This window comes from Nonomuraea sp. MG754425 (assembly GCF_021699195.1).
Taxonomy (GTDB): Bacteria; Actinomycetota; Actinomycetes; order Streptosporangiales; family Streptosporangiaceae; genus Nonomuraea.
This window is the reverse complement of the sequence record NZ_SSXE01000134.1, coordinates 15,430-27,683: the sequence shown is the minus strand read 5'-3', so window position 1 is coordinate 27,683 and position 12,254 is coordinate 15,430. Positions and strand designations below refer to the sequence as shown.

Below are 12,254 nucleotides of genomic sequence, written 5' to 3'. Positions count from 1 at the left end.
CAGGCGGGCGGTCTCCTGGCGCCAGCGGGCGGCGAAGCCGGTGCCGCCGCGGCGGGCCGCGCGCCAGACCTCGGCCAGGTCGTCGGAGGCGTCGCGGGGGAGCTGCTCCGACAGCAGCGCCACCACCTCCGCCGCCTCGGGGCCGAGGTCGAGCAGGGCCCTGGCCAGACGCGGATGCACGCCGGCCAGCGCCATCCGCCGCCCGTGCCCGGTCACCTCCACCCGTCCGGGCCGGATGGTGAGGGCGCCGAGCGCCTCCAGCGCGCGGGTGGCCGCCGACAGCGCGGCGGGCGGCGGCGGGTCGAGGAGGGCCAGGCCGGCGGCGTCCGGCGCGCCCCAGCAGGCCGCCTGGAGCGCGAACGCGGTCAGGTCGGCGAGCGCGATCTCCGGGCGCGCGTGGTCGGCGAGGCGCTCGTGGTCGGCGGCCGGCCAGCAGCGGTAGACCGTCCCGGGAGCCTCGCGGCCGGCCCGGCCGGCACGCTGGGTGGCCGACGCCTTGGACACCCGGACCGTGGTGAGGGAGCCGAGGCCGCGGGCGTGGTCCGTACGGGGTTCGCGGGCCAGCCCCGAGTCCACCACCACCCGCACGCCGGGCACGGTCAGGCTCGACTCGGCCACCGATGTGGCCAGCACCACCCGGCGCGCCGGGCCGGGAGCCAGCACGGCGTCCTGGACGTGCGGCGGAGCCTGGCCGTGCACCTGGAGCACGTGCTCCGCCTCGCCCGCCAGCAGGCCCGCCACCTTGGCGATCTCGCCCACGCCGGGCAGGAAGCACAGCACGTCGCCGTCGCGCTCCGCGAGCGCCCGGCGGACGACCGAGGCGACGTGCGACAGCAGCGCGGGATCGACGCGCAGGCCGTGCGGCGGGGCGAGCGGTCGCGGCGGCGGGGCCCAGACGGTCTCCACCGGGTGCGCGACGCCGGTGGCCGCGACGACGGGGCCGCCGAGCAGGTCGGCCCAGGGCTGGGCGTCGGCGGTCGCGGAGGTGGCCAGCAGGCGCAGGTCGGGGCGGAGCGTCTCGCGTACGTCGAGCAGGAACGCCAGCGCCGTGTCCGCGTCGAGGTGGCGCTCGTGGCACTCGTCGAGCATGACCACGTCGACCCCGGGCAGCTCCTGGTCGCGCTGGAGGCGTTGGAGCAGCACGCCGGTGGTGACGACCTCGACCATGCGGTTGGCGCCCGTGTGCCGCTCGCCCCTGATCGTGTAGCCGGCGTTCATGCGGCGGGCCGCCGCGCGTACGGCCAGGCGGCGTGGCTCGGCGACCACCACCCGCAGGCCCGCCTCGGCCAGGGCGAGCGGCACCACGGTGGTCTTGCCGGTGCCGGGCGGGGCGGTGAGCACCGCGCTGCCGTGCCGGTCGAGCGCCGCGAGCAGGTCGGGCAGGACGCCCCTGATGGGCAGCCCGTCAGACCCGGTCATGGGCCTCGGCGGGGATGCGCAGCGCGGCGGCGAGCACCGCGTCGAGCAGCCCGGGGAAGCGGGCCTGGAGGTCGTCGTGGCGCAGGCTCATGTACTTCAGCCGGCCCTCCTGCTTGGTGAGTACCACGCCGGACTCGCGCAGCATGCGGTAGTGGTGCGAGGCGGTGGACTTGTGCACGCCGAGAGCGTCGCCCGCGACTGTGCACGTCATCTCCCCGGCGGCGGCGAGGCGGAGGACGATCTCCAGGCGTACGGGATCGCTGAGCGCCCTGAGGACCTCCGTGAGCTGGATGTTCTCCACCGACGGGTGCGGGAGCAGGCGCATGGTGAAACCCTATCTCCGTCTTATTGTTTGACAACAATCCAACTATAGGACAATTTGATGGGCGTCCAACTTTTGCTGGAGGCTCCATGAACTCGCGGCTCTATCCGATGGCCGCCGGAAATTTCGCGATCGGCACGGGCATGTTCGTGACGGCCGGCCTGCTGCCACCCATCTCCGCCGACCTGGGGGTCTCCCGGCCCGCGGCAGGGCAGCTCATGACCGTGTTCGCGCTGGCGTACGCCGTCCTGTCGCCGCTGCTGGCCGCGCTGACCGCCCGGATGTCGCGCCGGACGCTGCTGTTACTGGCCCTGTCGGTGTTCGTGGCGGGCAGCGTCCTGACGGCCGTGGCGCCGACGTACGAGCTGGTCATGCTGACGCGGGTGGTCGCGGCGGCGGGGGCGGCGATGTTCACCCCCACCTCCTCCGCCGTGGCGAACGCGCTGACCGCACCCGAGCGGCGGGGCCGGGCACTCGCGCTGGTCATGGGCGGGCTGAGCGTGTCGTCGGCCATCGGGGTGCCGCTGGGCACCTGGCTGGGCGGGACGGCCGGCTGGCGGGCCACCCTGTGGATGGTCGTGGGGCTCGGACTGGTCGGGCTGGTGGGAGTGGCCGCGCTGGTGCCCGAGGTGCGGATCCCGGTGTCGGGCCGGCTGCGTGACCGGTTCGAGCCGCTGCGCGACCGGGGGGTGCTGGCGGTCATGGTGACGCAGTTGCTGGTGTTCTCGGCCGGGTTCAGCGCGTACACCTACATCGGATCGCTGTTCGACCTGCCGCTGCCCGCGCTGCTGTGGGCCTGGGGTCTCGGCGGCGTCGTCGGCAACCTGCTCGGCGGGCGGCTCACCGACGCGTACGGGCCGCGCCGGATGATCCTCGTCGGCCTGGGCTCGTCCGTGGCGTTCCTGGCCCTGATCCCCGTCGCGAACCTGGCCATGCCCGTCGCGCTGGCCTGGGGCTTCCTATGGGGCGCGACCGGGTGGCTGATCGCGCCCGCGCAGCAGTTCAGGACCGTCACGGCGGTGCCCGGCAACGTGCCGATCGGGCTGGGGCTGCTGTCGTCGGCGCAGTACTTCGGGCTGTTCGTGGCGGGGCTGGCCGGCGGCGCGGCGCTGGAGGCGTACGGCAGGACGGGGGTGGTCGTGGTGTCCGTCGCGCTCGGCGTGCTGGCGCTGGCGTTCACGCTGCTCACCTACCGGGCCCCGGCCAAGGTGGGCGTGCCGGCCGGGTGACGCCCGCCGGGCCGTTGCGGTGGAAGGGCTTCGCCGCGCCGGACCGTTGGCCAGAATGACGGATGTGCCGGACGAACCTGACCCACGCGACGAGCCCGCGCCGCCGGACGGCGATCCGCTCGACGAGCCCGCCCCGTTCGCCCCCGTCGTCCTGCTGACGGTGGCGGCGGCGGTGGGCGTCATGGTGTTCGCCGCGCTGGCGCCCTCCGTGCTGAACCTGAGGTTCCTGCTGTTCGGGCCGATCGCGCTCGTCCTGTTCGAGATCGCCGTGCACGAGCTGTGGTGGCGGCGGTGGTGGGGGGCGATCCCCGGCGCGGTGGCGGGGCTCGCGATCTACTCCGAGGGCCGCGCGGCCCTGACCGACCTCATCGGCGACGGATGGGCGCACCCGCTCGCGTACGTCACCGCCTGGGCCCTCTTCGCGGTCGTCTTCGCCTGGTGCAGCCGCTACCCGCGGCGCCGCTGACGGGGGCTCGTCCGCTCAGCCCTGAGCGGGCAGCCAGCCCGCGGTGACCGCGAGGATGACGAACAGGCCGAGGACGACCCGGTAGATCACGAAGGGCGTGAAGCGGTGGGTGCTGATGTAGCGCAGGAACCAGGCCACCGCCGCGTACCCGACGATGAACGAGATCACCGTGGCCACGATCGTGGGCCCCCAGTCGGGGGCCTGGCCCTCACCGATCTCGAACAGCTCCAGCAGCCCCGAGGCGAAGACGGCCGGCATGGCGAGCAGGAAGGAGTACTTCGCGGCGTCCTCGCGGCGGTAGTCGAGCAGCAGGCCGGCCGTCGTCGTGCCACCGGAGCGGGACACGCCGGGGATCAGGGCCAGCGCCTGGGCGAAGCCGTAGATGAGGGCGTGCGTGAAGCTGAGGTGCTTCTCCAGCGTCAGCTTGTTGCGGGCGGTGCGGTCGGCGAACCACAGGATGAGCGCGAAGACGATCAGCGTCGTGCCCACCAGGCGCAGGTCACGGAAGACGCCCTCGATCTGGTCCTTCAGCACCAGGCCGAGCACGCCGATGGGCAGCGTGCCGATGATGATGTACCAGCCCATGCGGGCCGCCCAGTGGCGGCGCAGCTCCTTGACGAACAGGGAGCGCACCCACGTCGAGACGATCTCCCACAGCTCCTTGCGGAAGTAGATCAGCACGGCCAGCTCGGTGCCGATCTGGATGACGGCCGTGAACGCGGCCCCCGGGTCCTGCCAGCCGGCGAAAGCGGAGACCACCCGGATGTGGGCGCTGGAGGAGACCGGCAGGAACTCCGTCAGCCCCTGGATCAACCCCAGAACCACCGCTTCTAGCCAGCCGATCACGACTACACCTTTCGTGCACGAGCGGGAGTGATGAGGGTGAGGTTAGCGGAATCGGGGGCCGGGCAAGTGCCGACCGGACACCTCCCGGCCGGCGTTCATCGCATGGTCAGCGGGGCGAGCCGGCACGTTCAAACACGGAGGTGATAGACGCTTGTCATGAGCTCCGTGTCACTTCCCCTCATCGAGATCTCCGGCACCCCACGCGAGCGCGGCCGTCAGTACGGCGAGCAGGCGCGCGAACCCGTCGCCCGCGCGCTCGCCTACTACGCCGAGGCGTTCGGCCACTCCAGCGGCCTGACCTGGGATCAGGTCGTCCGGCGCGCGGCCCGCTGGGCCGAGCCGAGCCGGGCCTTCGCCCCCGAACTGGTCGAGGAGATGGAGGGCGTCGCCGAGGGCGCCGGCGTCGGCTTCCTCGACGTGCTGGCGCTCAACGCCAGGGGCGAGATCCTGTACGACACCACGTTCAGCGCCATGGCACCCGACGGGTGCACGTCGTTCGCGCTCACCGGCGAGGCGTCGGGCGACGGGCACGTGTACGCGGGCCAGAACTGGGACTGGCGCGACGGTGTGTCGGACACGCTGATGGTGCTCAGGGTGGTCCAGCCGGGACGCCCGACGGTGATCATGCACGTGGAGGCGGGCCAGGTCGGGCGGCAGGGGGCCAACTCGGCGGGCATCGCGCTCAACGCCAACGGGCTCGGCGGGCGCTTCGACGACTCGGTCGGCGTGCCGCAGACGCTGATCAGGCGCAGGGTGCTCGACAGCGGCGACCTCGGCGCGGCGCTGGAGGCGCTGACCCGGTCGAAGGCGCACATCGCCAGCAACGCGCTGGTCACCCACCGGGACGGGTTCGCGATCGACCTGGAGACCACGCCGGGGCCGGTCGGGTGGATGTACCCGACCGACGGGCTGCTCGTGCACGGCAACCACTACCAGGCGTTCGTGCCGCCGCAGCTCGCCGCCGGGTACCGGCCCGGCCCGGCCGACTCGCTGTTCCGGGTGCCGAGGGCCGAGGACAGGCTGCGCGCGGTGCGGGAGTCGTCCGGCACCGACGAGGCGCGCAAGCGGATCAAGCACGCCATGTCCGACCATCTCGGTTATCCCGGGTCGCTGTGTACCCATCCCGACCCGGCGCGGCCGGCCGTCGAGCGGTGGGCGACGCTGCTGTCGAGCTGCGTCGACCTGACCACGGGCGACTACCTGCTCGCGGCCGGCACGCCCTGCGACCGCGAGTACCAGCTCCTGCCCTGGAACCTGTACGACACGTGACCGCCCCGGCCGGGGCGGCAGGTCAGCGGGGCTTCCAGATAGGGGCGTTGGCGCGGGCGAAGTCGGCGAAGTCGCGCGCCGGGCGGCCGAGCGCCTGCCGCACCCCGTCCGCCACACGGGCGTTGCGGCCGTCGAGGATCTCGGTGAACAGCGCGGCCAGGCCCAGGGCCTCCTCCTCCGGCAGGCCCTCGGCGACGGCCGCGCCCACGTACTCCTCCGGCGTCACCCGGACGAACGAGATCGGCCGGCCCGTCGCCTCCGACAGCTCCGCGGCCACGTCGGCGAAGGTCAGCAGGCGCGGCCCGGTCAGCTCGTACAGCCTGCCCGCATGGCCGTCCTCGGTGAGGGCGGCCACGGCGACGTCCGCGATGTCGTCCACGTCCACGAACGGCTCGGGCACGTCGGCGGCGGGCAGCGCGATGACGCCGTCGAGCACGGGGCCGAGCAGGAAGTGCTCGGTGAAGTTCTGCATGAACCAGGAGCAGCGCACGACCGTCCACTCCGCTCCCGACTCCTGGACGGTACGCTCGCTCGCCTCCGCCTCCGGCTCCCCCCGGCCGGACAGCAGGACCAGCTTGCGGACCCCGCCGCGCACGGCGAGTTCCGTGAACGCCTTGATGTCGTCGTACGCGCCGGGGAAGGCCAGGTCGGGGTAGTAGGAGAGGTAGACGGACGTGACGCCGTCGAGGGCGGCCTCCCAGGTGCCGCGATCCTGCCAGTCGAAGGCGGGGTCGGCGGAGCGGGAGCCGGCACGTACGGGCAGGCCGAGCGCGGTGAGCCGGTCGGCAATGCGGCGGCCGGTCTTGCCGGTGCCGCCGAGCACCAGAATCGTCATGCATCCAGTAAGCCCTCATACCGATAAGACGATCCATGGTTGAGAAGCGCAATCCCATATGCGATCGTCTAGCTATGGACCAGCTCGCGGCGCTTCTCGACGGCCCGAGAGCCCACGGCGCCTTCCTGCTCCGCTCGCTCCTCGATCCGCCGTGGTCGCTGCGCGTCCAGGACGAGGCCCCGCTGTCGGTGATCGCGCAGGTGCGGGGCGAGTCGTGGATCATGTTCGACGGCGGCGAGCCGATACGCCTGGAGCCCGGTCAGGTGGCCGTCGCCCGGGGGCCGGAGCCGTACGTGGTGGCCGACGACCCCGGCACCGAGCCGCAGGTAGTCATCCATCCGGGCCAGCGCTGCGCCACGCTCGACGGCGAGTCGCTCTACGAGTCGATGGACCTCGGCATCCGCACGTGGGGCAACAGCGCCGACGGCGGCACCGTGCTGCTCACCGGCACGTACAACCTGGAGGGCGAGGTCAGCCGGCGGCTGCTCGACGCGCTGCCCACGCTGATCGTGCAGCCCGGCGGCCCGCTCATCGCGCTGCTCGGCGCGGAGGTCGTCAAGGACGAGCCGGGCCAGGAGGCGGTCCTCGACCGCATGCTGGACCTGCTGCTCATCGCCGTGCTGCGGGCGCACTTCGCCGCCGGCGAGGCGCCCGCCTGGTACCGCGCGATGAGTGACCCGGTGGTCGGCAAGGCCATGCGCATGCTGCACAACAACCCGGCCCACCCGTGGACGGTCGCCACGCTCGCGGCCGAGGTCGGCGTCTCCAGGGCGGCGCTGGCCAGGCGCTTCACCGAGTTGGTCGGCGAGCCGCCGATGGCCTTCCTCACCGACTGGCGGCTGGCCCTGGCCGCCGACCTGCTGCGCGAGCCCGACGCCACGATCGGCTCGGTGGCCAGGAAGGTCGGCTACGGCAGCCCGTTCGCGCTCAGCGCGGCCTTCAAACGGGTCCGCGGCATCAGCCCCCAGGAGCACCGGGCGGCGGTCGGGTGAAGCCCCTGCTGCTGATCGACGTGGACGGCGTGCTCAACCCCATGGGCCATCCCACGCCCGACTTCCGGCGCTACCGGTGCACGATCGACGGCGAGGTCTACACCGTCCACCTCAATCCCCGCCACGGCCGCCGCCTGCTCGAACTCGCCCTGGCCACCGGCTCCGAGCTGGTTTGGGCCACCACCTGGGAGCACCACGCCAACGACTGGATCGCGCCGCGCATCGGCCTGCCCGCGCTGCCCGTCATCACGATGGACCCCGCCGGGGCGACGCCGAGCGGGCACGGGGAGATGTTCAAGACGCCGCACGTCGCGGCGTACGCGGGGCGGCGGCCGTTCGTCTGGTTCGACGACCAGGTGTGGGCCGAGGACGAGGAGTACCTCAGGGTGGATCAGGGTCTGGCGGACTTCCTGCTCATCCACGTGGACCCCATTCGCGGACTGACCAGCCGACATCTGGGAATGGCTCATGAGTGGCTGACCCTTACAGGGTTTTCTCAGGGTTCCTGACGGGAGTCTTACAGCCAGGCCGTCCGTTGCCCAGATAGGTCGCGAAAACCACACGGAGGAACAGCATGTACCGCTCTCGTGAGCACAGGATCATCGCAGGCGTCTGCGGCGGTCTCGCCGACAAGATGGGCCTGCCGCCCACCCTCGTCCGGATCCTCTGGCTGCTGCTGTCGCTCATCCCGGGGCCGCTGTGGGTGGTCTACGTCGTCATGTGGATCCTCATCCCGGAGGCCCCGAAGGGCTACCGCGACTGAGGCAGGAGCACCGCTCGCGGGCCCGCCCGCGAGCGCCCGCCCGGCCGCGTGCCGACGTGTCCGGGCGGCGGCATATCCTCGAATCATGAGGGCAAGGCCGCTGACGCTCATCTCGGATGAGCTCGTCGATTACGACAAGGCGATGGAGCGCATGACCGACCTCGTCGGGCAGCGCCAGGACGACGCGCGGCCGGACACGCTCTGGCTGCTCAGCCACCCGTCGGTCTACACCGTCGGGCGCCGCACTCCGCTCGCCCACCTGCCCGACCCCGCCCGCGGCATCCCCGTCGTCGAGACGGGCCGCGGCGGCCAGCTCACCTACCACGGCCCGGGGCAGCTCGTCGGCTATCTCATCGTCAAGCTCGACGAGGGCGAGGGCATCGTCGACTACGTCCGCGAGGTGGAGCTGCGGCTGGTCGAGGCGCTGGGCAAGCTGGGCCTGCCGGCCGAGCGGCGCGACACGCCGCCGGGGTCGGAACTGCTGACCGGCGTCTGGACGGCCGGGACCGGCCGCAAGATCATCTCGATCGGGATGCGGCAGAGCCGGGGCGTCACCAGCCACGGGTTCGCGCTCAACGTCGACGGCGACCTCACGCCGTGGAACTGGGCGGTGGCCTGCGGGATGCCGGAGGTCGACATGACCTCGCTCAAGCGCGAGACGGGCTCGGCCGCCATGCCCGGCGTGCGCGCGGCCGTCGCGGAGGCGTTCGAAGCGTCCTGACGTGGGGGCGGGCCCGGCATCGCTGATTCCGCGTGGACGGCAAGCCGTTCGGGCCCGGCCGGCTTGACCCTGCCGAGACCAGGTCCGCGACCCTCTCGCGGGGATAGAGGGCGGTTTGTCCGATTGAGGTCATCCTCAAGGAGGAAATCCTGCTGTCCCCCGCCGAGGGGCGACATTTATTGGCAATGATCCATTTTAGTCGCATGCCCTGCGGGGGATCGGTTGAAGATTGGAGCATTGTGCGAAGAAAGTTCTCTCTGCTCGCCGCTGCCTTACTGGCGATGGCGACGCTTTCGTCCCTGTCGCCGGCGCCCGCCGCCGCCGGCACGCGGGCGGAACCTACGATCACCTGGGCTCCCTGCGAGGAGGAGCCCTCCGCCGAGTGCGGCCGGTTGACCGTACCGGTCGACTGGGCCGAGCCCGGCGGACCGACCGTCGACATCGCGGTCGCGCGGCGCAAGGCCACCGACCAGGCGGCCCGGGTCGGATCGCTGGTGATCAACCCGGGCGGACCGGGCGGATCGGGTGTCGAGGCCGTCTACGGCGCTCCGGGCTCCTACACCGAAGAACTGCAGAAGAGGTTCGACATCGTCGGCTTCGACCCCCGGGGTGTGGGGCGCAGCAATCCGGTGATCTGCTCGGCGTCGGTCTACAACCAGATGCCGCACACGGTGATGAAGAGCCAGGCCGATTTCGACGCCTGGGACGCCTTCACCAAGCGGCTGCACGCCGACTGCCGCGCCCGTACCGGGCCCCTGTACGACCACGTCGACTCCAGGGACGTCGCCCGGGACATGGACGCGCTCCGCGCCGCCCTCGGCGAGGAGAAGCTCACCTACTACGGGATCTCGTACGGCACGCTGATCGGCCAGATGTACGCCGAGCTGTTCCCCGGGCGCGTCCGAGCCCTCGGGCTCGACAGCAACATGGACCACAGCCTCGACGTGGCGGGCTTCCTGGCCACGGAGGCGGTCGCCGTCGAGGACGCGTTCGACCAGTTCGTCGGCTGGTGCGAGCAGGAGCCGAGCTGCGTGCTGCACGGGCAGGACATCCGCGCGATCTGGCAGAACCTGCGGGAGCAGGCGCGGCGCGGCGAGCTCGTCTACCCGAGCACCGGTACGAAGATGACCGAGCTGCAGGTCATCTACAACGCCGCCCTGGGCAACGAGGGGCCCGACTGGGTGACGCTGAGCCAGACGATCAACTGGCTGAACGGCGGGCCGGAGCCGGACTGGGTGCCCCCGCTCCCGGGCCGGCAGCCCGTCGAGGGGGATGTGGCGTACCTGCCGACCACCATCCTGTGCCAGGACTACAACCTCCGGGTGCGCAACTACGCGGAGTACGCCGCTCTCCTGCGCGTGTCCGGCGCGCTCGCCCCGGACACGGGGTACCACCCGTACCCGATCGACGACCTGCCGATCTGCATGAACTACCCGACGACCAACCCGCCGCACCAGCTCAGGTACACGGGTGACGCGCCGCTGCTGCTCGGCAACTCGCTGCACGACCCGGCCACGCCGTGGATCTGGTCGGCCAACGCGGCCCGTCAGCTCGGGTCCAAGGCGGTGCTGCTCACGTACGAGGGCTGGGGGCACCGCATCTACGGCAAGGACAAGTGCCAGACGGACATCTTCGACGAGTACCTGATCTCGCTGAAGGTGCCCGCCCACGGCACCCGCTGCGCGGTGGGCACGCCTGAGGAGTCGCTCAAGCTCAGGAGCAGGACGCCGGCCTGGCCCACGGACAGGCTCTCCTGGGCCGCTCCGGGCATCGGATAGCGGGCCGGGCGGGTGCGGTGCGAGCCGCACCCGCCCGTGCCCTCACGGGGCCGGGGTCTCGTCGATCGTGCGGCGGGGGCCGGTGAACCAGTGGCGGGCCGACAGGGCCCACCACAGCGCGATCCCGATCAGCACCACCCCGACGGCGATCGGCGCGTAGTTGACCGACGTCCAGGTGAAGTCCGGGTGGCCCGGCACGCCGGCCGGTGAGAACGGCATGATGAAGTAGATCGACACGATCACGATCTCGACGCAGGCGATCCAGCACAGCGCCTTGTACTTCCTGCCGAGCGTCCACGGGCCGGGCTGGAAGGCGTCGCCCATGCGCAGCCGGAGCCAGATCGGGATGAGGAAGGCCAGGTAGAGGCCGATGACGGCGATCGACACGACGGCGTAGAAGGCGACCGGCGTGGTCGAGCCGGCGGGGGCGTACAGGGCCGGCAGGGTGAGCAGGGCGGCGACGGCGCAGCCGGCGACGATGGCGTTGACCGGGGTGCGGTTGCGGTCCACCTTCGACCACAGGCGCCAGCCGGGCACGGCGCCGTCGCGGGAGAAGGCGTAGGTCATGCGGGACATCGACGTCACGCAGCTCATCCCGCAGAAGAACTGGCCGATCGTGGAGATCGTGATGATCGCGGTGGCGAGCGGGGAGGAGAGCGCCGTCTCGAAGATGGCGACCACGAAGCCGCCCTGCGCGTTCAGTTCGTCCACGTTCGTGGCGGCGAACAGGAACGACAGCAGCAGGATCCAGCCGCCGATGGCCGAGTAGAAGATCGACTGCCACAGGCCGCGGGCGGCGCTCCTGGCCGCGCCCTGGGTCTCCTCCGACACGTGCGCGCAGGCGTCGAAGCCGGTGATCGTGTACTGGGTGAGCAGGAAGCCGAGCGGCAGCACGTACAGCCAGAAGGGCAGGCCGTCGGAGCCGTCGCCGAAGCCGGAGTTGTTGTTCGTGCCGCCGAAGACGAAGCTGAGCGACTGGTGGTTCTCGGGGGCGAAGATCAGGATGGCGACGATGATCGTCGCGCCGGCCACGTGCCACCACACCGACACGTTCTGCAGGAGCGCGATCAGCCGGTGGCTGTAGATGTTGATCAGCGCGTGCAGCGCCAGGACGATCACGAACAGCAGGAACGCCTGCGGAAGGGTGGCCTCCCAGGCGCCGCCGGTCAGGCGGTTCAGGGTGATGTTGAGGAAGGTCGCGCAGCCGTAGTCGACCGAGGCGGTCACGGCGATGAGGCCGATGAGGTTGAGCCAGCCGGTGAACCAGCCGTGGACCGGCTTGCCCAGCTTGGTGGCCCACCAGTAGATGCCGCCGGCCGTCGGGTACGCCGACACCAGCTCCGACATGCAGAAACCGATGATCAGGATGAACACGGAGATCAGCGGCCAGCCCCAGGAGATGGCGATGGGGCCGCCGTTGTTCCATGCCTGCCCGAAGGTGGTGAAGCAGCCGGCGAGGATGGAGATGATCGAGAAGGAGATGGCGAAGTTCGAGAAACCGCTCCAGGTGCGTGCCAGCTCCTGCTTGTAGCCGAGCTCGGCCAGTCGCCTGGAATCCTCTTCAATGGTCACTGAGGTCTCCCTGGGGGGCGCGGAGGACGCTCCTTTTGGTCT

13 protein-coding genes are annotated in these 12,254 nt (G+C 71.5%); 8 read left to right on the top strand and 5 right to left on the bottom strand.

Translation table 11 applies throughout. The features are described 5' to 3' along the window. Positions 1-1,419: helicase-related protein (locus tag FAF44_RS36290; RefSeq protein ID WP_272895473.1), on the bottom strand; the 1,419-nt coding region annotated here is incomplete at its 3' end. Next, positions 1,406-1,744 carry a helix-turn-helix transcriptional regulator gene (locus FAF44_RS36285; RefSeq protein ID WP_237107866.1) on the bottom strand — a complete coding sequence of 113 codons (339 nt, stop codon included), beginning with the start codon at positions 1,742-1,744 and terminating at the stop codon, positions 1,406-1,408. The genes FAF44_RS36285 and FAF44_RS36290, both read right to left, overlap by 14 nt. 86 nt (positions 1,745-1,830) lie before the next feature. Here FAF44_RS36285 and FAF44_RS36280 point away from each other — a divergent pair, with 86 nt between their 5' ends. After that, the gene (locus tag FAF44_RS36280) at positions 1,831-2,970 is read left to right on the top strand and encodes an MFS transporter (protein ID WP_237107865.1); all 1,140 of its coding nucleotides are present in this window, start codon (positions 1,831-1,833) and stop codon (positions 2,968-2,970) included. A 64-nt stretch (positions 2,971-3,034) separates the two neighbouring features. Beyond that, on the top strand, positions 3,035-3,436 hold the full coding sequence (locus FAF44_RS36275) for a hypothetical protein (protein WP_237107864.1): 402 nt from the start codon (positions 3,035-3,037) through the stop codon (positions 3,434-3,436). A gap of 15 nt (positions 3,437-3,451) precedes the next feature. On the opposite strand, the gene FAF44_RS36270 is transcribed toward FAF44_RS36275, so the two are convergent. Continuing rightward, positions 3,452-4,282, bottom strand: a complete 831-nt coding sequence (locus FAF44_RS36270; RefSeq protein ID WP_237107863.1) for an undecaprenyl-diphosphate phosphatase — start codon at positions 4,280-4,282, stop codon at positions 3,452-3,454. A gap of 156 nt (positions 4,283-4,438) precedes the next feature. Between FAF44_RS36270 and FAF44_RS36265 the strand changes: the two genes are divergently transcribed. Beyond that, on the top strand, positions 4,439-5,551 hold the full coding sequence (locus tag FAF44_RS36265) for a C45 family peptidase (RefSeq protein WP_237107862.1): 1,113 nt from the start codon (positions 4,439-4,441) through the stop codon (positions 5,549-5,551). Between the two features lie 22 nt (positions 5,552-5,573). On the opposite strand, the gene FAF44_RS36260 is transcribed toward FAF44_RS36265, so the two are convergent. Then, positions 5,574-6,386 (bottom strand): NAD(P)H-binding protein, encoded by an 813-nt coding sequence (locus FAF44_RS36260; RefSeq protein ID WP_237107861.1) that lies wholly within the window; start codon positions 6,384-6,386, stop codon positions 5,574-5,576. 74 nt (positions 6,387-6,460) lie between these two features. On the opposite strand from FAF44_RS36260, the gene FAF44_RS36255 reads away from it, so the two are divergent. The 5 genes from FAF44_RS36255 (at position 6,461) to FAF44_RS36235 (ending at position 10,640) form a co-directional block, all read left to right on the top strand. Further along, positions 6,461-7,378: an AraC family transcriptional regulator gene (locus tag FAF44_RS36255; protein ID WP_237107860.1), complete on the top strand. Its 918-nt coding sequence runs from the start codon at positions 6,461-6,463 to the stop codon at positions 7,376-7,378. Next, positions 7,375-7,887, top strand: coding sequence for an HAD domain-containing protein (locus FAF44_RS36250; RefSeq protein ID WP_237107859.1), 513 nt, complete (start codon positions 7,375-7,377; stop codon positions 7,885-7,887). Before FAF44_RS36255 ends, FAF44_RS36250 begins: the two co-directional genes overlap by 4 nt. A gap of 65 nt (positions 7,888-7,952) precedes the next feature. Next, positions 7,953-8,141 (top strand): PspC domain-containing protein, encoded by a 189-nt coding sequence (locus FAF44_RS36245; RefSeq protein ID WP_237107858.1) that lies wholly within the window; start codon positions 7,953-7,955, stop codon positions 8,139-8,141. Between the two features lie 85 nt (positions 8,142-8,226). Next, complete coding sequence (gene lipB / locus FAF44_RS36240) at positions 8,227-8,862, top strand: lipoyl(octanoyl) transferase LipB (RefSeq protein ID WP_237107857.1); 636 nt, start codon at positions 8,227-8,229, stop codon at positions 8,860-8,862. A 281-nt stretch (positions 8,863-9,143) separates the two neighbouring features. Then, positions 9,144-10,640 carry an alpha/beta fold hydrolase gene (locus FAF44_RS36235; RefSeq protein WP_237107856.1) on the top strand — a complete coding sequence of 499 codons (1,497 nt, stop codon included), beginning with the start codon at positions 9,144-9,146 and terminating at the stop codon, positions 10,638-10,640. A gap of 42 nt (positions 10,641-10,682) precedes the next feature. Here the strand turns inward: FAF44_RS36235 and FAF44_RS36230 are convergent, their stop codons facing one another. Then, positions 10,683-12,212, bottom strand: a complete 1,530-nt coding sequence (locus FAF44_RS36230; RefSeq protein WP_237107855.1) for an amino acid permease — start codon at positions 12,210-12,212, stop codon at positions 10,683-10,685. Positions 12,213-12,254: the final 42 nt, after the last annotated feature.